A 26,636-nucleotide genomic window follows, 5' to 3' on the forward strand; every position below is an offset into this window, starting at 1 on the left:
TCCATAAAACGGTCGGAATAATGAAATTCAGGTACACAAAAAGGCTGATTTTATTCTCAGCCTTTTGGAGTAGATAAATATTATAGTGGGAACTTAGCGATAATCGTAGTTCCGTAATTGATTTTACTTACAATCTTTAATGTGCCACCAGTTTCTTCAATTCGCTGTCTAATATTAAGCAGCCCGTTTCCACTTCCTTTGCCTTTGTGGCTACTTGGGAATTGTTGTCTAAGGGAGTTAGGTGTATATTGTTCGACGTTAAATCCACTTCCATCATCACTAATTTGTAATAGCAGCAGTGTATCATAATTTTCGATTGCTAAAGTCAGTGAGATATGTTCAGCGTTAGCGTGCCTTTCGATGTTAGTAAGGGATTCCTGCGTTATTCGATATATGGCCAACTCAACTTCAGCAGACAAATTATCGGGTGTCTGTATATCTAGGTTGATTGGGATCTGATGACGCTGTGAAAATAAATCTGTCATAACTGTTAGAGCTTTTGTTAGACCCTGTTCGGCAAGTAACGAGGGTTTAAGCTCTTCAATCATCGTGCGCAGTTCATCAAGGGTCGAATTAGCCGTTGCTTCCATATGATTTAGGATGCTAGTAATTCGCTCATTAGGTTCTTGGAGTACATTACGCAAGGAGTGAAGAGTGAATACTAATCCATGGAGTCCTTGGGAAACAGAATCGTGGAGTTCTCGTCCCATACGGTTTCGTTCATCAGTAATTGCCAGCTTTCGAGAGGCTTCTTGTAGTTGTTTATTTTTCTCTGCTAACGCCTCTAAAAATTCCATTCGTTCTTGCATTTGACCAACCTTATATGAATACATCGCATAAATTGCACCAAGCCCTAGCCCGAATAAAATGCCAAAGAAAGCCTCAAATCTTATGCTCATAATTTCTTGGTTAAAGAAGATTATTAGCACTAATACTGTGTTTGTAGTAGCAGCCAAAACAAAGGAAAGCACCTGAATCGTAGTTTTACCGAGTGTCGTTTTTTCAGTCAGGATATTAGTAGCAGCTAGAGCTATTATAGCACCGATTCCTGAAAACACACCTGTTAGAAAGGGCAAAAATAGCAGTTGTATATTAGTGAATCCAAAGCTAGCAAAAAAAGAGACAGTAGAAAATAATACGCCAAAGATAAAGCCTACAGGCACGGTTTTATATATAACATCCTGCCAATTCGCTTTTAAGGTATCTTTTAGTGATACAATCATTTGCAATGCACCTCGTTAAAAAGATGTAGGGTTATGCTTATTTGCTAAAAGTGCTGCCTGAGTACGTGTCTTTACCCCTAGTTTGTGAAGGATGTTGGCAACGTGGGTTTTAACAGTTTTTTCACTGACAAATAATTGTTCAGCAATTTCTTTATTAGCAAGCCCTTGTGTGAGTAGCTTTAGCACATCAAGCTCTCGTTGGGTCAGGCTGTTAATTGCCTGCTGACATGTTTGATTATTGGTATTATGGTTGTCTTCGACAGTTTGTCTATTGTGAGTGACTGTGCTTAAGGAAATACCACGACCTAAATAAGTACCACCAGCAGCAACAGCTTTAACGGCAGTCGCTAACTCTTGAGGTGGGGCATCTTTTAGACAATAGCCTGCTGCTCCTGCATTAAGGGCTTCAGTTATTTTTTCGCCAGAGCCAAAACTAGTAAGGATTAAAATGCGGATTGTTGGACTATATTTTAAGATTTCTCTAGTAGTCTCGATTCCGTCCATGCCTGACATTTGCAAATCCATAAGAATGATGTCAATTTGTTGAGATGCTACAAGTTCTATTGCTTCTTCTCCGCTAGAGCAGTCTCCGACCAGCTCAAACTCAGCAACACTATCAAGGAAAAAAGTAACTCCTTGGCGAAAAAAAGGATGATCATCAACTAGCAGAATACGAATTTTATTATCCATACGAAGCTCCTTTGATATCTCTATTATCATAGTCTCGCGTTTTAATCATAGTCTTACATATTTGAAATAATATTACTAGTCGAAACTATCAATCACTAGAAATTATTTTACAAATAATTTTGTATTCAATGAAGAAAAAGTATATAATAGCTTTTCTTTACACTAAATAAAGGGTATAAAGGATAAAGGGTATATAGAAAACTAGATAGATGACAATTTGGAGGAATTATATAATGTATACGCTTTCCTACGAGGATAAGAAGTTTGAACTTAACGAGCAAAATTTAGCGGAATTTAATAACGATGATGAAAAGCCAGTAAGCGGTATAGAGCCAATAGACATAATAAAGCTTCTGAGTGAACAAGCAAACCTTGATTTTGAAATTGAGTACTTTAATCGTGCTTGTCAGGTCTGTTTTGCTGGCAAGGAGGAAAAGGCTAAGTACTTCACGTTTTTAGTGTATAGCTTTTACTTGTACACAAAGGATGGAACATACGTAATGAGCAACTTATCTAAAGAGTATGAGGGTAAGTCATTTAGTAAGCTACTAAATGCAGGGATTGTTGATGACAGTTATTGCGTAAGTGTGCTTGTCTGTGATAGCTGTGGAAAGTATACAATTGAAATTTTGCAGTGTGATATATAAAGATAGGAAAGAAAGGAGTATTACATGAAAGATTTCATAGTGAAGCTTTGGGAAGAGTCTGGGTTTCAAGACCAAACAGAGATTCAAAAACAAGCAATGCCGGTGCTATTAGCTGGTAAAGATGTTATTGCAGAATCACCTACTGGAACTGGGAAAACACTAGCTTACTTATTACCAGTTATAGAAAAAGTTGACCCTGATAAAAAGAATATCCAAGCAGTAATTTTGGCCCCGTCCCACGAGTTAGCAATGCAGATTTATCACGAAACACAAAAATGGACTAAAGGCAGTAACATTAATAGTGCGGCACTTATAGGTGGAGCAAACATTAAGAAACAGGTAGAAGTTTTAAAAAAGCTACCACAAATAGTAGTAGGCACAACAGGAAGAGTCCTTGAACTGATTAAATTAAAGAAAATGAAAATGCATGAAGTAAAAACTATTGTTGTAGATGAGTTTGACGTCTTAATTGCCCAGGAACATGTAGGTAACTTAAATAATATTGTTAAAACTACGTTAAAAGATCGGCAAATTGCTTTGTTCTCAGCAACACTGTCAAAACGAACAGAAGATATAGCGTCAGAACTAATGAATGAGCCACAGTTAATACAAGTTAAGAGGTCTACAACACAAGGGCCTTCAAATACAGACCATCTCTATGCTGTTTGTGAGCACAGAGACAAGGTGAATGTTTTGATGAAGCTAGTGCGGTCTGGCATAGAAAAGGCGCTCGTTTTCATAAATGATTTTGAAAAAATCAAAGAGATTGAATCGAAACTGACGTTTAAGGATTTCAAAATTGGTGTCATTAGTGGCAATTCCAATAAAATAGAAAGAAAGAACGTTATAAATGATTTTCGTAACGGAAAGTTAAATTTAGTTGTAGCTAGTGATGTAGCTGCTAGGGGATTAGATATAGAGGCGTTATCCCACGTAATCAATTTCGATATGACGCGCGATGTAGATTCATATACCCATAGAGCAGGGCGGACAGGAAGGATGGGTGCTAAGGGAACAGTAATATCCCTTGTTACTAAAGGTGAAGAGGCGTTATTGAAGCGAATAGCGAAAAAGCTTAATGTTACAGCGCAAGAGGTCGAGCTGCATCACGGGAAGTGTATCATAAAAAAATAGTTAATCAAACAGATAAACAAACAGATACACAAACAAATAAGAAACAGGCAATTAGATTATCTATCGTTAATAGATTACTAACTGCCTGTGTTTTTACATACTGTTATTGATATGTGTGTTGTCTTTGCGCGCTAGATATCATATTGTTAACGATAAATTGCTTCAATGATTTCCGTAGCCACTTCATTTGGAATGCCAGTTAATACAACTTTTCCATCGGTAATTTTCGCTATAACTCGTGGAGCAGCAATCAATTCTCCATCAAGATATAAACGAATTTCTTTTCCAAGATTCTGCTCAGTCATATCAGCTAGCTTTGAAGCTCTTTTAAAAGAAAAGACTAATTCTTGTTGATCTGAATCCATTGAGTTTTGTTGATTTTCCCCTGATGCCAAATCATATTCAGTCGCGAGGACAAAGCCGTCTGCGTCTAAAAAATGAATTCGAGCGTCTTCTATATTTACATTTTCCTCTTGATTGCTACAGCCAATAAGTAATAAAACTAGTAGCGCACTTACTATGATAATGAATTTACTTTGTTTATTAATCTTCATTACAGGATCTCCTTGTATTCTTAATAGTTATTCATACTTCCAATAGCTTGCGTAATTCTTTACATATGCGGCGTGCTTTGTACATATGTGACCTTACATCAGTAACGTTCATGCCCAATGTATAAGCTATTTCATCGTAGGACATTTCATTTTTATAGTATAACTCAAGTATTTTGTTGCCTATAGGTTCTATGGAATAATATACTGACAAGATATTGGCCTTGTATTTCGGTGTGCCTTCTGAAAGCAAATTATTGTATAGAGTTAAGGCTTTTTTAAAGGTTATGGTATTTATGTTACTAGCACCCATGTGCGGCTCCTTTAATTTTTGATGAAATCAGGGACATCTTCCTTAGAAATAGGTTCATAGATTGGGTGATAACCAGGGTACTTACTATTATCAAAATATATTACTAGCATATAGGAATCGCCCTTATCGTCCCAAGTTGTAAGCGGCAATAACATTTCTATATGTTCTTTTGACTCTAGCTTGATAACATTATCAAGTGTCTCTATGGCATTTATTGAGTTTGGACTCCGCAAGATTTCGTGCATACTAGCGTTTCGTGTGTTTTGAACATTCTCGATTAGGAAAGCTGTAGAAATATCGTCTACTGTATAACGAGTTTGCTCTAGCAGGTCTTGCTCCATTAGCCAAGCATCAATGTTTTCATAGGTTTTATTCCAAGGAATGCTAATATATCTGTTGCCTTGCCATAGATATTCGATATGACCCCATGGCTCACGTCGATTAAGCATTTCCTCTACGGTCATACTAAGTAGCTCCGATTTAATAATTTCATGTAGTTCAGCTAGTTGATTACGATCACTAATAACAACGCTTTTACCCAAATGGCTTGAACGGATTGATATAGTTTCAAGGCCAGTAATGTCGTTAACACGTAGCAATGGGTAATTGTTATGCCTATATTCTATAGACTCCATAATCGGTTTGTATAGATCTAAATAGCGTTCATAGGGAACTCTATACTCCCTAGTAATCGTAGAGCCATTAGCAAGATAATATTCTATCGCTACGGTTCTTAGTGGATGAACATAGACTGCTGGTCTAAATGGATTCGATCTTGTACCAGACAGAAATTCCTTATCATTAATAATTTCCTGGTGTAAAGCTCGGATATGCTCGATGTTATCAGCATCTTGATAGAAAAATTCCTGAACACCAAAGGGTTTACCTAAGGCGTCTAGTTTTCCAGGGTTTGCCTGATAATAGTAGACTCCATGCTGCAGGTAGCGAAAAGAGTCGGAGAAATATACTTGTTCAACCTGATTTGCATCGGGAATCCTATTTTCAAAGCCTGTAACGTCAAAGTAAAGGGATAGCAGAATTACAAATGCAACAAGCAAAAATGCTAGGTAGCCCTTCCATTTATCAAAGATTCGCCAGGTTTTTTCAAGTATCATTTGCGCAACTGCATAGCCTATTATAGAGGCGAATAGATAACCAAATATAATCCAACCTAAGATTTCGTCCTGCGTTGCTCCAAAGTAAAGGCCTCCGAGCAGCATAGAACAAAAAGTTACACCGTACAAAAATACAGGACGTAACGGACGGAACGCAATTGCCTGTGTAGCAGACTCGATATTTCTTTTCCTGTAAACAAATAATGCGATTAAATAAAATGCTATTGTTATTGCAATGTAGGACGCAATTTCTACTATAGTGAGTGGATTATGATCCATTTCACCAGCCCTAAAGATTGGTAGCAACTTTAATATATTATCTGATATATATTGGTTCATGCTAAAGCCGAACAAGTAAAAGCTTAAATTCGAGAAATATAATGTAGTAATCCCTGCAGGGAAAATCAACATAATGTAAATTAATGCGCCCTGTAATACGGACATCCCAGTCAGCATAGCTACTAACACACCTGCAAAGTAGACAAACAAATTAAACATAGTTGTTATTGCAATCCAGTAGACGATGTTACTAAATGATAACAAGGAGCCTACATCTAAAAAAGCCCGTAGTATGAACAATACTAAACCAGTAATTAACACAGGAACTAAAAGCATAATAGAACTAAAGGTGATATATTGATGATAGAGTGATTCCCTGCGGATTGGTAGACTATGAATATAATCTGCTGAGAGTTTCACCTGTAAATAGCGGAATACAAATATAGCAAGCAACACAGGCACTGTAAACATCAATAACAACTGGAATCCTTGAAATACTCCGAATATAGTATCTAAATGTACAAAGTATCGTTGGTATAAATAGTAATTTTGGTCTCTTGAGGCAACCATTATTAGCTGCAATGGTACTGCAAACAATAGTAAAATGAGGTATGCAACACCTATCCAGCCAACACTTCTCGCAGCCTGCACAAAAATCCCTCGGTTAAACGATAATGTTTTCGATAGCATAGCCAACATCCCTCATTTCATAGATAAAGATTTCTTCTAGCGTTAATGGTAGTAGATCAAAAACAACAGGTTTGAATGAATAAATATGATTGCTAATAGGCTCCTTTTTGCCGCGCACAATATATAAGCGCACACTTCCGCGTGCTTCTTTATATAAGACATCTATTGATTCTAGGAATCCCTCAGGCACATCTCCGTTAAAAGCCACTTGTACTTTATGTACGTCAGACTTTAAATCATCAAGGTCTTTCTCGATAATAATTTGCCCGTGATGCATAATGCCGATATAGTCGCATAAGTCTTCAACTTCACGAAGATTATGAGAGGATATAATTATGGTTAAGTCCCTATCTGCTACATCCTGAATAAGTAAATTTTTTATTTTCTGTCTCATTACTGCATCTAAACCATCTAGTGGCTCATCTAAAATTAAAACATCTGGCATTGCTGATAGAGTTAGCCAGAAAGCGACCTGGCGCTGCATACCCTTAGACATTCGCTCGATTTTTTTGTCTAGGTCTATTGGAAATGCTTCCTTAAGCTTATTAAAGCGCTCCTCGTTCCAATCTTTATAGACGCTACGGTAGAAGCTAGCCATATGGTTAATGGTCGTGTTAGGAAAGAAATATAATGCATCCGCTAAAAAGATAGTCTTTTGTTTTAATTCAGTGTTTTCAAAGACAGGTTGCTCGCTAATAGATATCTTACCAGCATTATGTTTGTAAATGCCTGCTAGTAGCTTTAGTAGAGTTGTTTTACCTGCGCCGTTAGACCCGAGCAGGCCATATATTGATCCTTTTTTGATATGTAGGCTAACGTCTTTGACAGCTTCCATATCGTCAAAGGTCTTACTTACATTATGAACATCAATCATTAGTGTCTCCTCCTCTGGTTACATTTTTCTCTGCTAAATCAATTAAGCTAAGGAGCTCTTCTTTATCCATACCAAGATACATAGCCTCAGAAAGAAGCTTTACAATATCATCCTTCATCTTTTTCACCTTCTCGTTATTGATGGTAGATTGGGGAGCAACGAATTTGCCCTTCCCTGGAATTGAATAAATATAGCCCTGATGCTCTAATTCGCGATAAGCTTTTTGGATGGTGTTTGGGTTAATCGTAAGCTCTTGAGCCAGTGCTCTAACTGATGGTAGCTGGTCATCAGACTTAAAAACCTCGTGAATAATTAACTCTTTCAATTTATCAACTAATTGCTCATATATGGGCTGCCTGCTTCGTATATCTAACTGAAACATAAGAAACCTCCTTTCAAACTGTAGTAACAGTATTATCTGTATTAAGTATCGTGGTACAGTTAGAGTATAATACGCTAATAAATTAATTACAAGTAGTATTTTTACTTTTATAATTATCTTTTGATAATGTCACCTTAAGATTATCTTGGGAAAATGTCATTTTAAGATACTTGTACAGGTAATGATTGGTGCGTTATAAGGGTATATTGTAATATACAGATGTAGCGTTAGACTCGGCATGCTAGGAGGCAAATAATATTATGAATTCGGCAAAGCAAAGCTACAAAAGCTTAGAAGAAAGATTAAATCGCTTTCCTTTAGGAGCACCACCTTCGAACACACTTTATAGAATACTAGAAATATTATTTTCAGAAAAAGAAGCATCCTTAGTAGCTCAATTGCCAATTAAACCATTTATGGTAAAAACGGCAGCAAAAGCCTGGAAGCTGGAAGAAAAACAAACACAGAAAATTTTAGAGGAGCTAGCAAGCAGGGCAATATTACTGGATGTCGAAGATCGTGGAGTACAGAGATACGTTCTACCGCCACCAATGGCTGGGTTTTTTGAGTTTTCTTTGATGCGAACGAGAAATGATATCAATCAAAAATTATTGGCAGAATTATATCATCAATACTTGAATGTGGAAGAGGAGTTTGTAACTGACCTATTCTTAGGTAGCGAGACGAGGCTTGGAAGAATTTTTGTTCAGGAGCCTGTACTATCAAGTGATAATGCCGTTCACGTGCTAGATTATGAGCGCGCCACACATATGCTAGAAGAGGCTAGTCACATTGGCATTAGTGAATGTTATTGTAGGAAGAAGATGCAGTATGTAGAAAAAGGCTGCGAGGCACCGATGGACATCTGTATGACCTTTAATAATGCTGCAAGGTCACTAATTAAATATGAACACGCACGTCAGGTTGATGTGGTTGAAGGCAAGGAACTGTTGCAGCAGGCGTATGAAAACAACTTGGTACAGTGCGGGGAAAACGCACAGAAAAACATAAGCTTCATATGTAATTGCTGTGGATGCTGTTGTGAAGGGTTGCTGGCGGTGAAGAAATTTGGCTCACTACGACCAGTACATACATCGAACTTTATTCCTGCTATTGATGCGATTACATGCACTGGCTGCGGGAAATGTGTTAAAGCCTGTCCGATTAATGCGATTTCTATTACAACGATAAAACAAGATAAAGAGCTAAGTAATATTACTAGGAAAGTAGCTAGAATAGATGAAGACATCTGTTTAGGGTGTGGCGTCTGTGTGCGCTCTTGTCCTAAGGTAAGTATAAAGCTAGAGCATCGTGGGGAACGTATTATAACACCTGTAGATTCTGTGCACCGAACAGTCATGATGGCAATTGAGCGTGGGAAGCTTCATGAATTGGTTTTTGATAACCAGGCATTTGCAAGTCATAGAGCAATGGCAGCTGTCTTAGGAAGTATCCTGCGACTACCACCAATTAAACAAGCTGTTGCTAGTGAACAGTTGAAGTCAGTATACCTAGGCAAGCTAATTGAAAAACATAAAGAAAAACAAAAAGAAAAACAAAAAGAAAAAGAAAAACAATACAACTAGAAATGCAAATAATAGCCACAGAGTCCAATATAAGGAGTATTGAATAATAATATATGAAACATTTTAGTTGTTTAGACCGTCTATATAACTATTAAGGAGAATACTATACTAGAGGAGGCAGATTATAATGAAGTCGAAACTATTTCTCGCAGGTATATTAGCTGTAGTGCTTCTAGTAGCAACTGCCTGCGACCCAACTGATCAGCCAAGTACAGAACAACCAGATACTGATGAACCGGGTACAGAGCAACCGGGAACTGAGCCTGAGCCAAACGATGAAGATACGATTGAATATGAATATACTGAAGAAGGAATTATAAAACCTGAAATTGCAGAGCAGGTTATAGAAGAAACAGCTAATAATGCGATTATTGCTCTAAGGAATAAAGATGCAGAAACGCTTGCTGATTATGTACATCCCGAAGCGGGGGTAAGATTTACGCCATACACTTACGTATCATTGGATGATGATGTTGTATTGACGAAGGAAGAAATGAAAAATTTCTTTGAAAGTCAACAGGAATATCTTTGGGGACTCTATGATGGCAAAGGTAATGAAATTAAGCTAACACCTGCTGAATATTACGAAGAATTTATTTATACAGAAGACTTTATTGAAGCTGAAGAAATTGGCTATAATGAGGTTTTAAGCTCAGGTAATATGCTTGAAAACCAATTTGATGTTTACGATAATCCTATAGTAGTAGAGTATTATTTCTCAGGTTTTAATCCGGATTTCGAAGGTATGGATTGGAGAAGTCTGAGGTTAGTATTCGAAGAGCATGAAGGTACGTGGTTACTAGTTGGTATTATCCATAATCAATGGACAATATAAAAAATGGACTCAAATGAAGGGTTCCATTTTGAATGGACCCATGCGAAAAATAGCGTATAATAAAATTATCTAAAATATAGAAGGACACCTTGGAATAATTTCAAGAGTGTCCTTTTGTGGGTCAATTATATTAGCTACAGTTTGTTAAAAATAGGCTGGCGCTTTTCAAAGGTTGTAACGTATTGAAAGCCAGCTTCTGTTAGTAGATCATATCCTAAAGCAATATTTTTTCCTACATAGGATTCGCAGTGGGCATCAGAACCGACAGTAATTATTTCGCCTCCTAAATCCCGATACAACTGTAGAAAAGGCAATGTTGGTAAAGAACAGTTAAGATTATAACGAAAGCCTGACATATTAAGCTCGATGCCTCTAGACGTATCAATCAATGTCTTAAAGGTGTCTTCAATAATATCAAAATAATCTTCCCAATTTACATCTTCCCAATGGCTTTCAAGATAGTGCAAATAGCGTTTAATCAATGTAAGGTGGCCAAGCACATTAAAGTCAGTATATTCTTTAACGCAATTATTTATAGTAAGAAAATAAATTTCTAACGCTTGCTGTAAAGACTTATCTTTAAAAAAGTAGCCCTCGTGTAAATCATTATCATCGGCTAAATGTACAGAGCCAATGATAAAGTCAAATTGATTATCGTTAGTAAACTGACGGCTTTCTTGATAAACACTTGGATGAAGGCCAACCTCAATCGCTTTTAAGATTTTCAGCTGGTTACCGTATTTAGCACGCATTGTATCTATTTCCTTGGCATAATTGTCATACTCAAGGTTCCAAGTTAAATCGCAGTTAGGATAGAATAAATCTAAGTGCTCAGTGAAGGCGATTTCCTGTATGTTCTTAGCTATGGCAGCCTGACAGGCTTTTTCCATATGCATTGATGAATCGGCAGAGAAATTAGTGTGTACATGATAGTCAAACATTTAAAGACCTCGCTATTTAAAGTTTGGATATTGTTAATTAAAAGCAATAAAGTAGTATTTGTCGTCAATGATTGGTAGACTCCATATATGGGAATAATGTGAGTCAATTTTATCATAAATATACTCATTATCTCTAGATAGAATTTTTTTATATGTTGTTGGTGATACTAGCATCTTCAAATTATATTTTCTCTCTAAGCACTGTTCTATGGCACAATAGGAAGAATATAAGATTTGCCCTTCTGGACCAGCGATAATAAAGTAGCTACTCGGTCTAAAAGCCTTTATAACGCTACGAAGATTTACATCAAATCCGATAACGCCAATGTTTTTACCATCTTCGCTATTTGTAACAGCTTTAGCAAAGGACATATTATATAATCCAGAAAAATCTTTGTAAGGCAGTGTCACGGTTGATTGCCCATTCGACGATATGGCTTCATTATAGCATATCCAGTCAGCAAGTGAATGTATTGCTTGTAGCTTGCTTTTGCAATCGGACAGCCTAGTTCTGCCATTACTATCGATTACGTCGCTGTTAACACATATACCTAAAAAAGATTGCTGCAAATCATCTTCTTCAAAACATGTTTTCAGATATGAAACGATAGTACTAAATTCAGGGTGATTACTTGTACATGTTGATGGTGTAAATGAATTTAAAAATTCAATAACTAGTGGGTCGAGACTTAAAGAATTTACGATTTCTAGCTTTCTATCAAAAAATGATTTGAGAGCTTTATAATTCCTTTGGGCATCGGCAAGGAACGCTTTTCGTTTTGGAATCTGTAGTATTAAGTTTGTATAGCGTGGTACATTATTAATCATTCAAAACACCCCATTTAAACTTTTTTCAAAACATGTAAGATTCTATCATCACTAAAAACTTGTCTGCAGATTAGTTCAGCAATGTAATTCTTTGTGTCGTCCTGGAAGTTTCTTTGAATGCTCGCATCATACTCTAGTACTTTTACAAAATCGTCATAAGGTAAATTGAGATTTAATTTAAAATGTTTGTTTAAAAACACTATCTGCTGTAATATGGCAAATTCGTAGACTTGATCAACTCCAACACATTCGATAATTTCACGCACATCTTTGAAATTTGCGGGGGCTTTTTGCTTTTTAAATACGTCTTCGTAGAATGAGTTGTAAGTCTTCTTACTATATGTGCCGCGTTTTATCAAAAAATAAAGATCAGATAGTGCCTCCTGAAATTCTTTGTTATTAGTTGCTGTAGTACCATTACTAGTTAATTTATCGTACATATTGTGAAAGTAAGGTATATCGCTGGACGTGTTTTTAATACGATATAGACAAACCATAAAATTATCATAGATTTCCTTATTCAAAAGAGATAGCTGGATTTCTAATGCTTTTTTGTTTTTCTGAGATTGTGAAGCAATTTGGATTAAAACAGAGCCCAAGATAGCAATTAGAGCACCAATTGCCGCACCAATAATATTTGAGAACCAATCAGGGATATTTTCACCAGCTTGATACATAAAAACAACTTGCATAGATATATATACTATAATTAAAATGAATATCGATAAAATGAAATACACAGTCAACGCCTCGCAGTCGTAGTATATGACTAGACAAACCTTACTATAAACATCGGTTTTATATAGTATAATTTTACTTCCTTATTGCTGTCAGTTCAATAAATGTCAGAAAAGACCACACAAATTCCGATTAATCTCCACAGTTACTCCACAATTACTAGTCATGTTACGAATGAATGTATAAGGTACCTACAATATGAAAAGGTGAAATTGATATGTTAGCTATTTTGAAATATATAAAACCTTATAAGTACTTGATTGCATTAATTATGGTGTTTACACTAATAGCGATTATGCTAGAGCTGTATCTGCCGACACTAATGGCTGACGTTGTCGATGTGGGAATTGTAAATGAGGACGTACCATTTATCATAAAGACAGGTGGCTGGATGGTGCTGTTTGCCTTCTTTGCTGTTCTTTTTACAATTGCGGTAGCTTATATATCTAACCGAGTAGCATTAGGCTTTGCAAGAGACATTCGTCGCAGGCTGTTTGTAAAAATAGAGAGTTTCTCGCTACAGGAGTTCGAAAGGGTTGGACCTGCATCGCTGATTACGAGATCAACGAATGATATTAAGCAGATTCAAGATGTCGTCAATATGATGCTGCGTATGATGACAAGGGCGCCATTAATGCTGGTTGGTGGTATAATTATGGCGGTTTCGAGGGAGCCAGTGCTATCGCTAGTGTTTTTAGTGGCGATGCCAATTTTGGTTGGGTCGATTGTGCTTATAGCGCGGAAGGCTATACCTTTGTTTGGATTGCTTCAGAAGCGAACGGATCGCCTTAATCTTTTGTTACGGGAAACATTATCGGGAATTAGGGTGATTCGTGCTTTTAATCGTGTGAATTTTGAAAAGGCACGCTTTACTGAAGCTAATAATGAGTACCGGGATACGGGTGTAAAGGTTAATCGGATTATTGCTGTTGTATTTCCAATTATGCTGATTACGATGAATTTCACAAATATAGCTATAGTTTGGTTTGGTGCGATTCGAATTGATCAGGGGGCAATGCAGGTTGGTAATTTAATGGCGTTCCTTCAGTATGCGATGATGATTTTAATGTCACTGATTATGATGTCGTATGCTTTTATTATGATTCCTCGGGCTCAGGCATCCGCTGAACGAATTAATGAAGTGCTAAACATACAAGCAAAAATTACTGATTCATCAACGGCAAGAAAGCTGGTTAGTGATGTCTCTAAACTAGAGTTTAGAAATGTGACCTTCCATTACGAAGGAGCGGAAAAACCAGCCCTAGACAACATATCATTTCAAGCTAAAGCAGGTGAAACGATAGCGATTATAGGTAGTACTGGGGCAGGGAAGTCTACATTAGTGCAATTAATTCTACGTTATTATGATATAGATATAGGAAAAATCATGGTTGGGGATACAGATATCCGTGATGTAAAAATTAAAGATCTACGAAACAAGATTGGATATGTGCCGCAAAAAGCTTCTTTGTTTAGCGGTACTATAGCCGAAAATGTGCGCTTTGGGAAAGATGACGCGACGGATACTGAAGTCATTGAGGCATTAAAGACAGCGCAGGCAATGGAGTTTATAGAAGTAAAAGAAGAGGGGATTCATAGCCACATATCACAAGCTGGGGCTAACCTATCAGGTGGACAAAAGCAACGTCTGGCAATCGCGAGGGCGCTCGTTAGGAAGGTAAATATCTACATCTTTGATGATAGCTTCTCTGCCCTTGATTATAAAACAGATGCTAGACTTCGTCATGCTCTAAAGCAGAAAATTGAAGATGCAATTGTTATTATTGTAGCGCAGCGTGTTAGAACAGTAATGAATGCAGATAGAATTATTTTATTAAATGAAGGCAAGCTAGTTGGCAACGGAACCCATGAAGAGTTACTTAAGGACAACTCAATTTATCAAGAGATTGTTGCATCTCAGCAAACAGAGGGGGAGAGTGCATGACGGAAAACAAAAAATCCCCCTCCTTTAGAGGGAAAAGTAATAATACTGGTCTTGGGAATCGTTCAATGATGCCTGTAGAAAAACCCAAGGAGTTTAAGAAGACGCTATTGCGCTTGTTGCGGTATTTACAGCCTAGAAGCAAGCAGATTGTTTTTGTGGCCTTTGCGGCCGTTCTCTCTACCCTGTTCAATGTAATCAGTCCAAAGCTCTTAGGGGATGCAACGTCATCAATCTTTGAAAGCTTTATGGCAGGAACGGCAATCGATTTTTCATTTATTGGTCAATTGCTTATTATGCTGTTATTTTTGTATGCGTTTTCTTCTGTATTTGCGTTTCTACAACAATATATAATGGCGGGTGTTTCACAATGGACGATTGCCGAACTACGCCAGGAGGTAAGCGAAAAACTAGCACGATTACCACTTCAATATTATGACCAGCACTCCCATGGAGATATTCTTAGTCGCGCCGTGAATGATATTGACAATATTAGTGCATCACTACAGAATGCACTTACCCAAGTAATCACCTCCGTCATCAGTGTTGTAGGAATTATTATTATGATGCTAATTATTAGTCCGCTTTTAACGGTGGTGGTGTTGCTTACTGTCCCATTAAGTGGTGTAGTTGTTCATTATATTACCTCGATTTCGCAGAAGCATTTTAAGAGACAGCAGGAGGAGCTAGGGAATATCAATGGACATGTAGAGGAAATGATTAGTGGACATCATATCGTTAAAGCATTTGGATATGAAGACAAAGCTGTTGAAGAGTTTGATGCAATCAATGACAGACTATACAATGCAGGCTGGAGGGCACAATTTATCTCTGGGATTATGATGCCACTAGTTACGTTCATCGGTAATATTGGCTACGTCTTAGTTTGTATTGTAGGTGGGCTACTTGTTGTATCAGGAAATGTACGAATTGGTGATGTGCAGGCTTTTGTTCAGTACTCCCAGCAAATATCACATCCGATGTCTCAGATGGCAGCGATTGCGAACATGATTCAAACAGCTATCGCTTCAGCGGAAAGAATTTTCAAGCTATTGGATGAAGAAGAGGAAGCTCCAGATAAGCACTCAAATCTTGATATTGAAAGCATAGGTGGAAGCATAGCCTTCGAGCATGTGCGTTTTGGGTATAAGAAGGGCGAACCGATCATCAATGACATGACAATTGATGTAAAAGAAGGGCAAACAGTTGCGATTGTAGGCCCTACTGGTGCTGGAAAAACAACATTAATTAATTTGCTGATGCGCTTCTACGATGTAAATCAAGGAGCTATTCGTATTCAGGGACATAGCCTAAATGATTTCTCGCGCGAGCAAGTACGGATAATGTTTGCTATGGTGCTGCAGGACACGTGGTTATTCAACGGCACGATCCGCGACAACATCGCGTATGGCAAAGCGGACGCTAGTGAACAGGAAATTATAGCCGCTGCAAAAGGTGCCCATGCTGACGATTTCATTAGAACACTCCCGCAGGGCTATAACACAATGCTTGGAGAGGATGCGGTCAATCTGTCACAGGGACAAAGACAGCTGCTTACAATTGCCCGTGCAATTCTAGCCAATCCGAAAATCCTTATTCTAGATGAGGCAACTAGTAGTGTAGATACAAGAACAGAAATGAATATTCAGAAGGCTATGGGTCAATTGATGCAAGGATGCACAAGCTTTGTAATTGCCCACAGACTATCAACGATAAGGGATGCAGACCTCATCTTAGTAATGAATCGTGGAGATATTATCGAACAAGGCACCCACGAACAGTTACTGAAGCAAAAAGGCTTTTATGCAGACTTATACAATAGTCAATTCTCCCTCAATCATATTGTTGAAAGTTAAATTATAGTTAATTGGATGAGAAAAAATAATTACTAATAGCTAGATGTATATATTCTGCAATGATTTCTTGGTTTGATTCTAGCTCAATGCTTCTAGACCAATCTCTGTTTCTGTCTAACTCAACGATTACTGTTGGATGCTTAGCGAAATGATAAGCAACATAGCCAGAGTTATTACGAAGGTAGCCACTACCAAAGCGGTTCCAATGTAGTGGAGAGGAATCTAAGGTTTCTAATAAAAGCTTAGCGAACGACTCAGAATCGTCCTTCACCTGTTGCGTATAATACCCTCCGAAGCTTTCGGGAAGGACGAATCGGTCGCTTGGTAGCGCTATAAAATAGCCTGATGAATTACCTGTTCGCTCAGCATGCAATGATATTCGCAAATCGGCTCCCCAGGCATTTGCTTTTTCTGCACGCAAGTAATTTGGCAAGCCAGTAGCACTTACAGAAGCTCTATCTCTCATAACGTTAAAACGCGTATCTGTTAACAAGATTTGTTCTAGTTTTGAACCAATTGCCCAATTGAGCTGCATTTCACCATGTGCTCCAGAGGTGAAATTACTTATAGTCTGTTGTCCGATAGGATACCCCCTAGTAACTAGATATTCAAACACACCATCAGGATATCTAGGATAAACTCCAGCATTTGCACCGACACCGTGACCAGAATCTATAAATATTCTTATAGGCTTATAGCTATCATCCCTAATAAATATAGTTCTATCATACCAATATACATCGTAGCCTAGGCTTGCCATTAGGAATCTAATTGGAATATAAGCCCGATTATTATATACAACCATTTCTGTATCCATGTAGTGTGTAACGCTATTTACTACATAGGAGTTTTTCCCGACTGTAAAGGTAATCTTATTATTTCCTTTGGTTATAACCACCTGTTGTCGATTGCCATCCCAAAAAACATTGGCACCAATTGCTTCACTAGGAAATCTAATTGGAACTAATGCTCTATGATTTACATCGATAAAAGGCTTAGCATCGGCAAAATTAACTTTATCTCTATTAAAAAAAACATTAATTTCCTTCGTATCATTGCTGCTAGATTGAATATTAGTAGTAGATGTATCGGTACTGCTTGAGTTTGTTAAAATAATGAATAAAACAATAAGCAAGCACATTAAGGAAGTTACTCTCTTAGCCATTTAAGACCGACTCCTGTCTAGTTTTCAGTTTTGGGTATATAAGTAGATACATTATTAACGTTAATGCCAAAATTATACACACAATAAAAATTATAAGATTTTACTATAATCTTGCGAAAAGGGAGGAAGTTAATAATGTTCGCTGTTAAAGATTTAAGTTTTACCTACCCGAAAAACAATGAAAAAACTTTAAAGGGAATATCTTTCGAGATTCAAGAAGGTGAGATTTTTGGACTGTTAGGACCGAGCGGAGTTGGGAAAAGTACTACGCAAAAAATTTTAATTAAACTACTAGAGAATTATCAGGGCGAGGTTACTTTTAAGGGTAAGGACCTGCAATGCTATGGCAAGGAGTTTTATCAAGAAATTGGTGTAGGCTTTGAAATGCCAGTCCATTTCTCAAAGCTGACTGCGGAGGAGAATTTAACATTTTTCAAAAAACTCTATGCTAATAACGCAGATTGTGATGAGCTGTTAAAACGGGTAGGTTTGTACGCAGATAAGGATAAGCAAGTGGGCGAATTCTCAAAGGGTATGAAGGCGCGCTTAAACTTTGTGCGCGCACTATTGAATAACCCGAAGGTGCTAATTCTTGATGAGCCGACAAATGGACTAGACCCTAAAAACGCAAGAATTATCAAAGATATGATTCGCGAATTCAGGCAAGCAGGAGGTACGGTAATTTTAACAACCCACCTTATGAATGATGTTGATGAATTATGTAATCGTGTTGCCTTTATGGCTAACGGTGTTATTGCTGAGATCGATTCACCAAAGAGCTTAAAACTTAAACACGGACAGCGCGTGGTCGAAGTGGAGTATATACAGGATTCAGCGCCTGTGAAACAATTATTTGATTTGGATAGTCTGAAAAACAACGAGGAATTCATTGAAATTGTAAAAACAAAGGAAATCATCACGATTCATAGTAAGGAGACAACCTTAGACGACATTTTCATCAAGGTGACAGGGGTGGATACCGATGAGTAATTTTGCGGTATTACTTACTGGAGAACTGCAACGAATCAAAAAATATAATATTTTAGCAGCGAGCTTTGTGGTTTTACTGATATGGTTAGGTATGCTACATTTCTCAGGGGTTGAAGATGTGAGTGCGATATTTCCATTATTAGTGATTTTAGATGCTACTTCGATGGCAATAATTATGATTGGAGTGACGGTGTTTTTTGAAAGGCAAGAAGGTGTCTTGAAAACATTAATGGTCGCACCAATTACTAAGTTTGAATATGTGCTGGCTAAGATTAGTGCAAATATTTTGTTGAATATGAAAACGATTGTAATTCTGTATGTCTATGCGGTTTTTTTCAAAGATATTAGTATAAACATATTTTTACTATTGTTTGCTGTATTGTTAGTTTCGCTATTTCACTCACTGGTAGGTTTACTACTAACATTTTATTCAAAGGACTTTACAAGCCTATTAATGAACATGATGAAATATGTTTTTGTGTTATTAATACCAGTACTACTTGAACAGCTACAAATCTTGACAGGTGATTTAATAACCACAGTATTGTATGCAGTGCCTACAAAAGCATCGATGATATTGATCAATGCCTCAGTGGAGGCGGTAGAACTGTGGGAGATACTGCTATCGGTTAGTTATTTAAGTATCGCAGCTGCTTTATTATTAAGATACTCAATTATTAAGTTTCATGAGTTTGCTGCTAGGGAGAGTGGTATATAGTGCTTTCGGACTTTATGGCTAATGAATTAAAAAAGTGGCTACGAGATTCTATGCTGAGGTTTATGCTGTTTTATCCAGTTTTGTTTGCCCTAATTGGCAGGTATCTAGTACCTTGGTTAGCAGATACGGCTGGTTTTGAGGTTGAGCTTTTTGCAGATGTTATACTTGTTGTTTTAGTTCTAATTATTCCGCAGGTTTATGGTGCGATTATGGGCTTTTCACTATTAGAGGATCGCGACGATAAGATTTTAACTTCAATTCGGGTGACACCATTAAGTATTCATGGGTTCTTATCTGTACGTATCATAATCATGGTAGCGTTGTCATTTATAGCTTGTATCTTTGTAATTTTATTTTCTAACATTATTAGCTTTACATGGCTCCAATTAATCGTGATAGCTTCGTTGGCGTCATTGCTAGCTCCATTTACTGGACTGTTAATCAATTCCCTATCCAGTAATAAAATTGAAGGATTTGCGGTTATGAAGGGTGTTGGAACGCTGTTAATACTCCCAGTTGTATCCTTGTTTTTCTTTGATGCCAAAGAGCTAATGTTTTCACCAGTACCAGGATATTGGCCTGCGAAAGTTATTAGTAGCATTGTCAGGGGCGACGGGATATTGTACTTAGCAATGTACCAGTATATTGCTGTTGGATTCGGATATATTATCATGCTTAATATAATAATGTATAGGGTGTTCATAAGAAGAATTATACGAAAAGGGTAGTGGTATAAAACAGGCTAAGGTTTTACATGGAATACATTAGCTACTATTATGGAAGTATAAGTATGATAAATTATTCTATGAGGAGGGCAAGAAATGCTAATGAATAAAATAAGTTATCTAAGAGCGTTAATTATAATCGTAGCTATGATATTAACGATTGGCTTACTAACGGGTTGTGCTGAGCAGCCTGTTGATCCTGAAAATGGCAATGGAGATGAGCAGTCTGCACTCCCTGGAGACAATGGAGTAGATAATGGGGAAGCAAATGGTATCGGTGTTGATGAAGAGATGGTATTCGAGCAAGGTTTTTATCGACCAGATGAACAAAACCTTCCAGACGAAATACGTCAGTGGATTACTTATTCCCGTGAATTACAAGCTGTTCAGGAGCGGGAATATGATGGTTACCGCTTTGTTCTCGTTACTATGGGAACAAAACCTACTGGTGGCTATAGCATAGAAGTAGTAGATGTAGTAAGTGCAGAGGAAGAGCTCGTGGTAAATGTTCAAACACAAGAGCCAGCGGAAGGAGACCCTGTTACAACAGCGATAACCTATCCTTATGATTTGGTTATTGTTGAAGAGCAGGCGCTGCCGTTAAGGGCGATAGATATTGATGAATCAGATAGATATTTTATGAGTGTGTATGGTATTGATTATATTGACCAGCCAATTGTTGCATCCTCAGAGTGGATTAAGGTATTCTCACCTGAGCCGAACGAGAAGGTTTGGGGTAGCTTTAAGCTGACAGGCCTTACAAGCGTTTTTGAGGGTACAGTGAGCTATGAGCTTATATCAAATACAGGAGATGTTATAGGCACAGGTTTTACAACGGGCATGATGGGTGACTGGGGATATTTTGAGGAAGAAATTCAAATACCTAGCGGAACTACAGGTGATATACTTCTTGAGTTGTATAGTGTTAGTATGAAGGATGGTTCTAAGATGTTTGTTGTTGAGATTCCGTTAGTTGTAGAGAACTAAAGCTTATTAATAACTGCATAAGCTAAAGGATGAAAATTCATCCAAAGTCAATCAAAGCCAATCCGATAAGGGTTGGCTTATTTGCATAGGTTGCTCTATTGTGACGATGGTTACAAGGATTTTTTGATTAAAAAGCTGAAAAAGCAGGAAGATGTCAATTATTGTCGAAATAGAATAAAAATATGTAAAAAACTGCATTTAATACAAATAACTATTTAAATGTTGATTTTAAAGATATACATGAGGTAATGGTATGAACAAAATCAAATTTACTTTTCTAATATGCATAGTTATTCTCAGCCTAGCAACAATCTCTTACGGGGCTAGTGTCATTGATAAGGACAAGGGGATTCCGCGAGCTATTGACGGAATTATTGATACAAGCAATTGGGACTTTGAGGCTGATGGTATATTAAAGCTCAATGGAGATTGGAGTTTCTATTGGCAACGGTTGTTAGAGCCTGCGGACTTTGTGGGAGAGAACGATCAGCGAGGGGACTGGATTTCAATCCCAGCAGATTGGACAACACACCAGCATGAGGGTGTTGCACTGCCTTCTAAAGGTTATGCTACCCTTAGGCTAACTATTACAGTTGATGATTTAGAGCAGGTGTATGGATTGAAATTCAGATATTTTGCTTCAGCTATGAATTTATGGATTAATGGAAATCTTGCCCATTCATCAGGTTTAGTGGCGGAGTCTGCAGATGACTATATAGGACGTTACATACCAGCGGAAGTCTTTTTTATTACAGATACCCATGAAATAGATATAATTGTACAAGTGGCGAATTATCACCATAGACGGGTAAAACTAAATGAGGTATTTTTCGGGACGCAAGAGCAGATACATACCATGACCTATAGAGAAGTTATTAAATCAAGTATCATTTTTGGCAGCTTAATGCTAATTGCAGTATACTATTTAATACTCTATTTTATTCAAAGGAGAGATAAGGCAGCACTTTACATTGCCGTGTTTGCATTCATAGTAGCCTTACGTAATGCAGTCATGGGAGACCGGATATTAAGTCGGTTGCTTCCGGAGCTTCCACCAGAATTATTTACTAAAATAGGCTACTTGCCAGTGTTTATTTTACTGCCTTTGGTAATCTTATATGTTCGAGAGATTTTCTATTCACCAACCTTAGATAAAGCGGCCCATATTTCGAAATATGTGGTCGTAGCTCTTACGGCTCTGATATTCATAACGTCTGTAAGTTTCTACGATTGGTTATTTCAATACGCTTTAATGCTAATCTTGCTCGCAGCTTTATTTATGATTTATATATTAATAACGGAAGGCTTTTTCAAAAAAATACGCGGCGCCTGGATTATGGCTGTGGGTAGTGGTGTTATATTAGTGGCTGCATTGAACGACTATCTGAGTGATTTGCATGTCATTCGTTCAGTGGAAATGCTATCAATTGCTGTTTTAATATTCGTGCTACTGCAAGCTATATTTTTAGCTTGGAGATTTAATGATGCGTATATACGGGCGACCAAGCTAGCAACGGAAAATGCTGTTATGTATGAGGAGCTACAAGAGTTAAATGAACAATTAGAGGTAAAAGTAAAGGATAGAACATTAGAGCTGGAGATTGCAAATATGCGATTAGAACAGTTGTCGAAAATTGACCCGTTAACAAGCATAGCAAATAGAAGGCTGTTTGACGAACGATTAAATGAAGAGTGGCGTAGGGCATTAAGGGAACAGACACCAATATCAATTATTATGCTAGATATTGATTGTTTTAAAGAATATAACGATAATTATGGACATCTACAGGGGGATACTACATTACAGCAAATTGCAGCAGCATTAACTGATGTCGTTAAGCGGAGTACAGATTTTGTTGCTCGCTTTGGTGGGGAAGAGTTTGTCGTGCTATTAGCTAATACTGAGGAGGAGGGAGCGTTATATAAAGCTGAAGTGATTCGAAAGGCTATTGAGGATTTGCGAATTGGGCATGAATACTCAAGGGTAGGTAGTTATTGCACAGTGAGCTTAGGTGTAAACACTCAGATTGTTAAGGAAAGTGACAATGCTGAAGATTTCATAAGAAAAGCAGATAAAGCGTTATATAATGCGAAACAGACTGGTAGGAATAAAGTGGTACATATAACGGCTGTGAATAAATGATAACGGATGGCATATTTAATTCATCAAGGTTAATAGAATTGTACTATCAAATCATTTGTTAACAAAGGGGAGGATTATTGTGATAATAGTAGTTTTAAACACGTTAGCATATTTAATGATGGTACTAGTAAACTTTTTAGCCAATTGGATACCACTTAATGGTCAGACAACAGGGGAAATATCAAATCGCTTAGAGGTCTTGTTTACTCCAGCGGGGTATGTGTTTTCGATTTGGGGCGTAATTTACCTGCTGCTTGGAACATGGATTGTCAGGCAGTGGTTTAATAAAGATGGAGAGTACTTGCTACAACGTCGTATTGGACCAATGTTTATCGTTAGCTGCATTTTAAATGCTATCTGGATTGTGCTATGGCACTACGAGTACTTTACTTTAACGGTCTTAGTAATGATTGGATTATTGACTACTTTAATAATAATTTACCGACAGGTTCGAAGGTTATCGCGCTCAAGGTTAGAGAAGGCAAGTTTTTCAATTTACTTAGGCTGGATTAGCGTAGCCACGATTGCAAATATTAGCTATTGGCTTGTATATATTGGTTGGGGACAGTGGGGGTTATCTGCTGTGACCTGGACTTTAATTATGCTAGTAGTGGCGAGTGTGCTTGCTCTTTATATTATGTGGCGCTATTGTGACGGGCTTTATGTACTAGTCTTTATCTGGGCGTTTGTTGGTATTGGGGTACAGAATTATCAAGCCTATCAAACTGTAGCTATAGCAGCATATTTACTTGCAGCAACATTGTTTGTAGTTAGTTTGTGGCTACTTTTTTTCAAGAATGATAGAATGTATCAGTAGTAAGCTACGTTTATAGGGGGAAGCTATGAATTTAAAGAAAAAGATATTACTTAGTTTTATTAGTATAGTATGTATAGCGGTACTTTTGGCTGCCTGCGGAACAGCTGAAAACACCACATCAGAAAAGCCATTAACAGAAAAACCAGGAATCCAGATTGCAACACTCAAAGGACCAACAGGCATGGGTATGGTTCAACTTATAGACCAACAGGAACAGGGAACTGGAGCCTTTGAATATGATTTTGAACTATTTAATAGTCCAGATGCATTAGTTGGAAAAATTATTAACGGAGAAGTAGATATAGCTGCAGTTCCTACTAATCTCGCACTAATACTGTACAATAGAACAGAAGGAGAAGTTCAGCTAGCAGCTGTTAATACCTTGGGGGTGCTCTATTTACTAGAAAACGGAGAATCGATTCAGTCGTTAACGGATTTAATAGGGAAGAATTTAAGTATTAGCGGTAAGGGAGCAACTCCGGATTTTATTACACGCTATTTACTAGAATATAAAGGGCTAACCCCAGAACGGGATGTTATGCTTGATTACAAGTTAGAGCACGCCGATTTAGCGGCGGCATTAGTAGCGGGTGATGTTGAATCAGCTATATTACCTCAGCCCCATGTTACGACAGCCATGGCGAGAAATAATCAGCTGCGAATTGCATTGGATATAAACGAGCTTTGGGAGCAAGCAACGGGCGGTCTACGTTTACCTATGGGGAGCATAATTGTACAAAAATCATATGCTACAGAACATCCTGAGTTAGTTGCTAAGTTTCTTGAAGAATACAAACAGTCTGTAGATTTTGTTAATTCTGAGCATGATAAGGCGGCTGCACTGATAGAGAAGCATGATATTTTGCCAAATGCAGTAATTGCTAAAGCAGCGATTCCTAATTCTAATATAGTATTTATTGATGCGCTAGAAGCTAGAAATGACTTAGAAGCATACTATCAAGTATTACTAGAATATGAGCCGAGATCTATTGGAGGCAGTTTGCCGGATGAAGGATTTTACTTTAATAAGTAAACAAAGCTTAAACGCAATCATATACAAGCTACTAATCTTAGCCTTTTGGGTCATGGTTTGGCAGTTTGGCTATATGATGATACAAAAGGATATATATCTGCCATCTCCTGTAGCCGTATTTACTAAGCTGCAGGAGCTGGTTTTATTAAAGTCATTTTGGATCTCTACTGCCTATACGATGTATCGTGTGGCTGTAGGGCTTTTTTTGTCAATGATAATTGGACTTATGCTTGGAGTTTTAGCAAGTTTGAATCGCTTTATTTATGATTTGCTGCATCCGCTTGTTGTTACTATTAAATCTACTCCAGTAATGTCCTTTATTATCATTGCACTAATCTGGTTCACATCATCAAATGTACCGATTTTTATTTGCTTTTTAATGTGCTTTCCAATTATTTACACAAATGTTGTTGAAGGCGTACGCAATACAGATATAAAGCTAGTAGAAATGGCACGAGTCCATCATGTTAAAATTAGCACAATTCTAAAAGAGATTTATCTACCTACGCTTAAACCGTACTTTTTAGCAGCAGCTGTTACATCCCTTGGACTTGGATGGAAGGTTACAGTTGCGGCAGAAGTGCTAAGTCACCCTCGTTTAGCCGTAGGAAGCAATCTTTATAGTGCTAAAGTATATTTGGATTCTGCGGAGCTTTTTGCATGGACAATCGTAGTTGTTATATTAAGTCTAGTGTTTGAAAGAATCTTCACCTGGGTCGTAAAAAGGCAGGAGACTAAAGGTGGTGCTAATTGTGAGTGATAGCAGTAGGTTAATATTAAAAGGGATATATAAATCCTATGGGGAACAATCTATAATTGAAAATCTTTCAGTTTCATTTGAATACAATGGAATTTACAGTTTATTCGGACCTTCGGGATGTGGGAAAACCACATTGCTACACGGGATGTTGGGAATTGTACCATTTGATCAGGGGGATATTTCTGGACTTAGTGGGCGAAGGATTGCTGTTGTGTTTCAAGAGGAGCGCTTGTTGCCATGGTCAACTGTAGAGCAGAATGTACTATTGGTACTTAAACATCACTATCCAAAAGAACTTGCTAAGCAAAAGGTGGATTATTATTTAGAAGCAGTGAACTTAATTAATTATAAACATAGTTATCCAAGGCAGCTAAGTGGGGGCATGAGACAACGTGTAGCTATTGCTAGGGCATTGGCTTACGGCGGTGAGGTGTTGATTTTAGATGAGCCATTTAAAGGGTTAGATATAAAGATTAAAACTAAAATCATGGACTTAATACGACAAGAATATAAGCAAGCAAATAAAATATGCTTGTTAGTTACCCATGACCGCTTTGAAGCGGACTACTTAGCAGATGAAGTATATTATTTTGAAGGGCCACCCCTGAAATTAAATAAAACTTGACAATTGTTTTGTCTACATGATAATCTTGCATCAAGATATTACGAAAGGC

General features: G+C 37.5%; 26 protein-coding genes. 15 read left to right on the top strand and 11 right to left on the bottom strand.

Features of this window, described 5'->3' with window-relative positions:
• Positions 1-80: 80 nt before the first annotated feature.
• Complete coding sequence (locus tag BHF68_RS06520) at positions 81-1,223, bottom strand: sensor histidine kinase (protein ID WP_069642834.1); 1,143 nt, start codon at positions 1,221-1,223, stop codon at positions 81-83.
• A gap of 15 nt (positions 1,224-1,238) precedes the next feature.
• Positions 1,239-1,913, bottom strand: coding sequence for a response regulator (locus BHF68_RS06525; RefSeq protein ID WP_069642835.1), 675 nt, complete (start codon positions 1,911-1,913; stop codon positions 1,239-1,241).
• A 233-nt stretch (positions 1,914-2,146) separates the two neighbouring features.
• Here BHF68_RS06525 and BHF68_RS06530 point away from each other — a divergent pair, with 233 nt between their 5' ends.
• Positions 2,147-2,560: a DUF3785 family protein gene (locus BHF68_RS06530; RefSeq protein WP_069642836.1), complete on the top strand. Its 414-nt coding sequence runs from the start codon at positions 2,147-2,149 to the stop codon at positions 2,558-2,560.
• 24 nt (positions 2,561-2,584) lie between these two features.
• A complete protein-coding gene (locus BHF68_RS06535; protein WP_069642837.1) occupies positions 2,585-3,694 on the top strand; it encodes a DEAD/DEAH box helicase in 1,110 nt (369 codons plus the stop codon).
• Positions 3,695-3,840: 146 nt separating this feature from the next.
• On the opposite strand, the gene BHF68_RS06540 is transcribed toward BHF68_RS06535, so the two are convergent.
• The 5 genes from BHF68_RS06540 to BHF68_RS06560 are packed head-to-tail and all read right to left on the bottom strand — an operon-like array spanning position 3,841 to position 7,898.
• The gene (locus BHF68_RS06540; protein WP_069642838.1) at positions 3,841-4,248 is read right to left on the bottom strand and encodes a SecDF P1 head subdomain-containing protein; all 408 of its coding nucleotides are present in this window, start codon (positions 4,246-4,248) and stop codon (positions 3,841-3,843) included.
• Positions 4,249-4,279: 31 nt separating this feature from the next.
• Complete coding sequence (locus tag BHF68_RS06545; protein ID WP_069642839.1) at positions 4,280-4,558, bottom strand: RNA polymerase sigma factor; 279 nt, start codon at positions 4,556-4,558, stop codon at positions 4,280-4,282.
• A gap of 11 nt (positions 4,559-4,569) precedes the next feature.
• Positions 4,570-6,642 carry a DUF6449 domain-containing protein gene (locus BHF68_RS06550; protein WP_069642840.1) on the bottom strand — a complete coding sequence of 691 codons (2,073 nt, stop codon included), beginning with the start codon at positions 6,640-6,642 and terminating at the stop codon, positions 4,570-4,572.
• Entirely contained in the window at positions 6,617-7,516 is a 900-nt protein-coding gene (locus BHF68_RS06555) for an ABC transporter ATP-binding protein (RefSeq protein WP_069642841.1), read from the bottom strand. The genes BHF68_RS06550 and BHF68_RS06555 overlap by 26 nt, the downstream gene beginning before the upstream one ends.
• Entirely contained in the window at positions 7,509-7,898 is a 390-nt protein-coding gene (locus tag BHF68_RS06560) for a GntR family transcriptional regulator (protein ID WP_069642842.1), read from the bottom strand. Before BHF68_RS06560 ends, BHF68_RS06555 begins: the two co-directional genes overlap by 8 nt.
• Before the next feature lie 260 nt (positions 7,899-8,158).
• Here BHF68_RS06560 and BHF68_RS06565 point away from each other — a divergent pair, with 260 nt between their 5' ends.
• The gene (locus BHF68_RS06565; protein WP_069642843.1) at positions 8,159-9,484 is read left to right on the top strand and encodes a 4Fe-4S dicluster domain-containing protein; all 1,326 of its coding nucleotides are present in this window, start codon (positions 8,159-8,161) and stop codon (positions 9,482-9,484) included.
• Positions 9,485-9,611: 127 nt separating this feature from the next.
• Positions 9,612-10,319 carry a hypothetical protein gene (locus BHF68_RS06570; RefSeq protein ID WP_069642844.1) on the top strand — a complete coding sequence of 236 codons (708 nt, stop codon included), beginning with the start codon at positions 9,612-9,614 and terminating at the stop codon, positions 10,317-10,319.
• Between the two features lie 134 nt (positions 10,320-10,453).
• Here the strand turns inward: BHF68_RS06570 and BHF68_RS06575 are convergent, their stop codons facing one another.
• The 3 genes from BHF68_RS06575 to BHF68_RS06585 are packed head-to-tail and all read right to left on the bottom strand — an operon-like array spanning position 10,454 to position 12,765.
• On the bottom strand, positions 10,454-11,260 hold the full coding sequence (locus tag BHF68_RS06575) for a histidinol-phosphatase HisJ family protein (RefSeq protein WP_069642845.1): 807 nt from the start codon (positions 11,258-11,260) through the stop codon (positions 10,454-10,456).
• 33 nt (positions 11,261-11,293) lie between these two features.
• The gene (locus tag BHF68_RS06580; protein WP_069642846.1) at positions 11,294-12,088 is read right to left on the bottom strand and encodes a cache domain-containing protein; all 795 of its coding nucleotides are present in this window, start codon (positions 12,086-12,088) and stop codon (positions 11,294-11,296) included.
• 14 nt (positions 12,089-12,102) lie between these two features.
• The gene (locus BHF68_RS06585) at positions 12,103-12,765 is read right to left on the bottom strand and encodes a hypothetical protein (protein ID WP_218070329.1); all 663 of its coding nucleotides are present in this window, start codon (positions 12,763-12,765) and stop codon (positions 12,103-12,105) included.
• Positions 12,766-13,043: 278 nt separating this feature from the next.
• Between BHF68_RS06585 and BHF68_RS06590 the strand changes: the two genes are divergently transcribed.
• Together BHF68_RS06590 and BHF68_RS06595 are read left to right on the top strand one after the other, a co-directional pair.
• Complete coding sequence (locus tag BHF68_RS06590) at positions 13,044-14,771, top strand: ABC transporter ATP-binding protein (protein WP_069642848.1); 1,728 nt, start codon at positions 13,044-13,046, stop codon at positions 14,769-14,771.
• Positions 14,768-16,624 carry an ABC transporter ATP-binding protein gene (locus BHF68_RS06595; RefSeq protein ID WP_084019256.1) on the top strand — a complete coding sequence of 619 codons (1,857 nt, stop codon included), beginning with the start codon at positions 14,768-14,770 and terminating at the stop codon, positions 16,622-16,624. The genes BHF68_RS06590 and BHF68_RS06595 overlap by 4 nt, the downstream gene beginning before the upstream one ends.
• Positions 16,625-16,631: 7 nt before the next feature.
• Here BHF68_RS06595 and BHF68_RS06600 read toward each other — a convergent pair whose 3' ends face one another.
• On the bottom strand, positions 16,632-17,789 hold the full coding sequence (locus BHF68_RS06600) for an N-acetylmuramoyl-L-alanine amidase (RefSeq protein WP_069642849.1): 1,158 nt from the start codon (positions 17,787-17,789) through the stop codon (positions 16,632-16,634).
• A gap of 135 nt (positions 17,790-17,924) precedes the next feature.
• Between BHF68_RS06600 and BHF68_RS06605 the strand changes: the two genes are divergently transcribed.
• The 9 genes from BHF68_RS06605 (at position 17,925) to BHF68_RS06645 (ending at position 26,587) form a co-directional block, all read left to right on the top strand.
• Positions 17,925-18,779: an ABC transporter ATP-binding protein gene (locus tag BHF68_RS06605; RefSeq protein WP_069642850.1), complete on the top strand. Its 855-nt coding sequence runs from the start codon at positions 17,925-17,927 to the stop codon at positions 18,777-18,779.
• A complete protein-coding gene (locus tag BHF68_RS06610) occupies positions 18,772-19,497 on the top strand; it encodes a fluoroquinolone export ABC transporter permease subunit (RefSeq protein ID WP_069642851.1) in 726 nt (241 codons plus the stop codon). Before BHF68_RS06605 ends, BHF68_RS06610 begins: the two co-directional genes overlap by 8 nt.
• On the top strand, positions 19,497-20,225 hold the full coding sequence (locus BHF68_RS06615) for an Rv2686c family ABC transporter permease subunit (RefSeq protein WP_218070330.1): 729 nt from the start codon (positions 19,497-19,499) through the stop codon (positions 20,223-20,225). The genes BHF68_RS06610 and BHF68_RS06615 overlap by 1 nt, the downstream gene beginning before the upstream one ends.
• Positions 20,226-20,318: 93 nt before the next feature.
• A complete protein-coding gene (locus BHF68_RS06620; protein WP_069642852.1) occupies positions 20,319-21,209 on the top strand; it encodes a Gmad2 immunoglobulin-like domain-containing protein in 891 nt (296 codons plus the stop codon).
• A 253-nt stretch (positions 21,210-21,462) separates the two neighbouring features.
• On the top strand, positions 21,463-23,352 hold the full coding sequence (locus BHF68_RS06625) for a sensor domain-containing diguanylate cyclase (RefSeq protein WP_084019257.1): 1,890 nt from the start codon (positions 21,463-21,465) through the stop codon (positions 23,350-23,352).
• A gap of 79 nt (positions 23,353-23,431) precedes the next feature.
• Positions 23,432-24,169: a TspO/MBR family protein gene (locus BHF68_RS06630; RefSeq protein ID WP_141706243.1), complete on the top strand. Its 738-nt coding sequence runs from the start codon at positions 23,432-23,434 to the stop codon at positions 24,167-24,169.
• A 25-nt stretch (positions 24,170-24,194) separates the two neighbouring features.
• Positions 24,195-25,202, top strand: a complete 1,008-nt coding sequence (locus BHF68_RS06635) for an ABC transporter substrate-binding protein (RefSeq protein ID WP_069642853.1) — start codon at positions 24,195-24,197, stop codon at positions 25,200-25,202.
• On the top strand, positions 25,177-25,962 hold the full coding sequence (locus BHF68_RS06640; protein WP_069642854.1) for an ABC transporter permease: 786 nt from the start codon (positions 25,177-25,179) through the stop codon (positions 25,960-25,962). The genes BHF68_RS06635 and BHF68_RS06640 overlap by 26 nt, the downstream gene beginning before the upstream one ends.
• The gene (locus tag BHF68_RS06645) at positions 25,955-26,587 is read left to right on the top strand and encodes an ABC transporter ATP-binding protein (protein WP_176719892.1); all 633 of its coding nucleotides are present in this window, start codon (positions 25,955-25,957) and stop codon (positions 26,585-26,587) included. Before BHF68_RS06640 ends, BHF68_RS06645 begins: the two co-directional genes overlap by 8 nt.
• The last annotated feature ends 49 nt before the right edge of the window (positions 26,588-26,636 follow it).

The sequence above is a fragment of the Desulfuribacillus alkaliarsenatis genome (assembly GCF_001730225.1).
Lineage (GTDB): Bacteria > Bacillota > Bacilli > Desulfuribacillales > Desulfuribacillaceae > Desulfuribacillus > Desulfuribacillus alkaliarsenatis.

What these genes read in the sequence shown, in the direction of transcription:
- BHF68_RS06520 (WP_069642834.1), bottom strand. Translation starts at nt 1,223, where the DNA reads ATGATTGTATCACTAAAAGATACCTTAAAAGCGAATTGGCAGGATGTT.
- BHF68_RS06525 (WP_069642835.1), bottom strand. Translation starts at nt 1,913, where the DNA reads ATGGATAATAAAATTCGTATTCTGCTAGTTGATGATCATCCTTTTTTT.
- BHF68_RS06530 (WP_069642836.1), top strand. Translation starts at nt 2,147, where the DNA reads ATGTATACGCTTTCCTACGAGGATAAGAAGTTTGAACTTAACGAGCAA.
- BHF68_RS06535 (WP_069642837.1), top strand. Translation starts at nt 2,585, where the DNA reads ATGAAAGATTTCATAGTGAAGCTTTGGGAAGAGTCTGGGTTTCAAGAC.
- BHF68_RS06540 (WP_069642838.1), bottom strand. Translation starts at nt 4,248, where the DNA reads ATGAAGATTAATAAACAAAGTAAATTCATTATCATAGTAAGTGCGCTA.
- BHF68_RS06545 (WP_069642839.1), bottom strand. Translation starts at nt 4,558, where the DNA reads ATGGGTGCTAGTAACATAAATACCATAACCTTTAAAAAAGCCTTAACT.
- BHF68_RS06550 (WP_069642840.1), bottom strand. Translation starts at nt 6,642, where the DNA reads ATGCTATCGAAAACATTATCGTTTAACCGAGGGATTTTTGTGCAGGCT.
- BHF68_RS06555 (WP_069642841.1), bottom strand. Translation starts at nt 7,516, where the DNA reads ATGATTGATGTTCATAATGTAAGTAAGACCTTTGACGATATGGAAGCT.
- BHF68_RS06560 (WP_069642842.1), bottom strand. Translation starts at nt 7,898, where the DNA reads ATGTTTCAGTTAGATATACGAAGCAGGCAGCCCATATATGAGCAATTA.
- BHF68_RS06565 (WP_069642843.1), top strand. Translation starts at nt 8,159, where the DNA reads ATGAATTCGGCAAAGCAAAGCTACAAAAGCTTAGAAGAAAGATTAAAT.
- BHF68_RS06570 (WP_069642844.1), top strand. Translation starts at nt 9,612, where the DNA reads ATGAAGTCGAAACTATTTCTCGCAGGTATATTAGCTGTAGTGCTTCTA.
- BHF68_RS06575 (WP_069642845.1), bottom strand. Translation starts at nt 11,260, where the DNA reads ATGTTTGACTATCATGTACACACTAATTTCTCTGCCGATTCATCAATG.
- BHF68_RS06580 (WP_069642846.1), bottom strand. Translation starts at nt 12,088, where the DNA reads ATGATTAATAATGTACCACGCTATACAAACTTAATACTACAGATTCCA.
- BHF68_RS06585 (WP_218070329.1), bottom strand. Translation starts at nt 12,765, where the DNA reads ATGTATCAAGCTGGTGAAAATATCCCTGATTGGTTCTCAAATATTATT.
- BHF68_RS06590 (WP_069642848.1), top strand. Translation starts at nt 13,044, where the DNA reads ATGTTAGCTATTTTGAAATATATAAAACCTTATAAGTACTTGATTGCA.
- BHF68_RS06595 (WP_084019256.1), top strand. Translation starts at nt 14,768, where the DNA reads ATGACGGAAAACAAAAAATCCCCCTCCTTTAGAGGGAAAAGTAATAAT.
- BHF68_RS06600 (WP_069642849.1), bottom strand. Translation starts at nt 17,789, where the DNA reads ATGGCTAAGAGAGTAACTTCCTTAATGTGCTTGCTTATTGTTTTATTC.
- BHF68_RS06605 (WP_069642850.1), top strand. Translation starts at nt 17,925, where the DNA reads ATGTTCGCTGTTAAAGATTTAAGTTTTACCTACCCGAAAAACAATGAA.
- BHF68_RS06610 (WP_069642851.1), top strand. Translation starts at nt 18,772, where the DNA reads ATGAGTAATTTTGCGGTATTACTTACTGGAGAACTGCAACGAATCAAA.
- BHF68_RS06620 (WP_069642852.1), top strand. Translation starts at nt 20,319, where the DNA reads ATGCTAATGAATAAAATAAGTTATCTAAGAGCGTTAATTATAATCGTA.
- BHF68_RS06625 (WP_084019257.1), top strand. Translation starts at nt 21,463, where the DNA reads ATGAACAAAATCAAATTTACTTTTCTAATATGCATAGTTATTCTCAGC.
- BHF68_RS06635 (WP_069642853.1), top strand. Translation starts at nt 24,195, where the DNA reads ATGAATTTAAAGAAAAAGATATTACTTAGTTTTATTAGTATAGTATGT.
- BHF68_RS06640 (WP_069642854.1), top strand. Translation starts at nt 25,177, where the DNA reads ATGAAGGATTTTACTTTAATAAGTAAACAAAGCTTAAACGCAATCATA.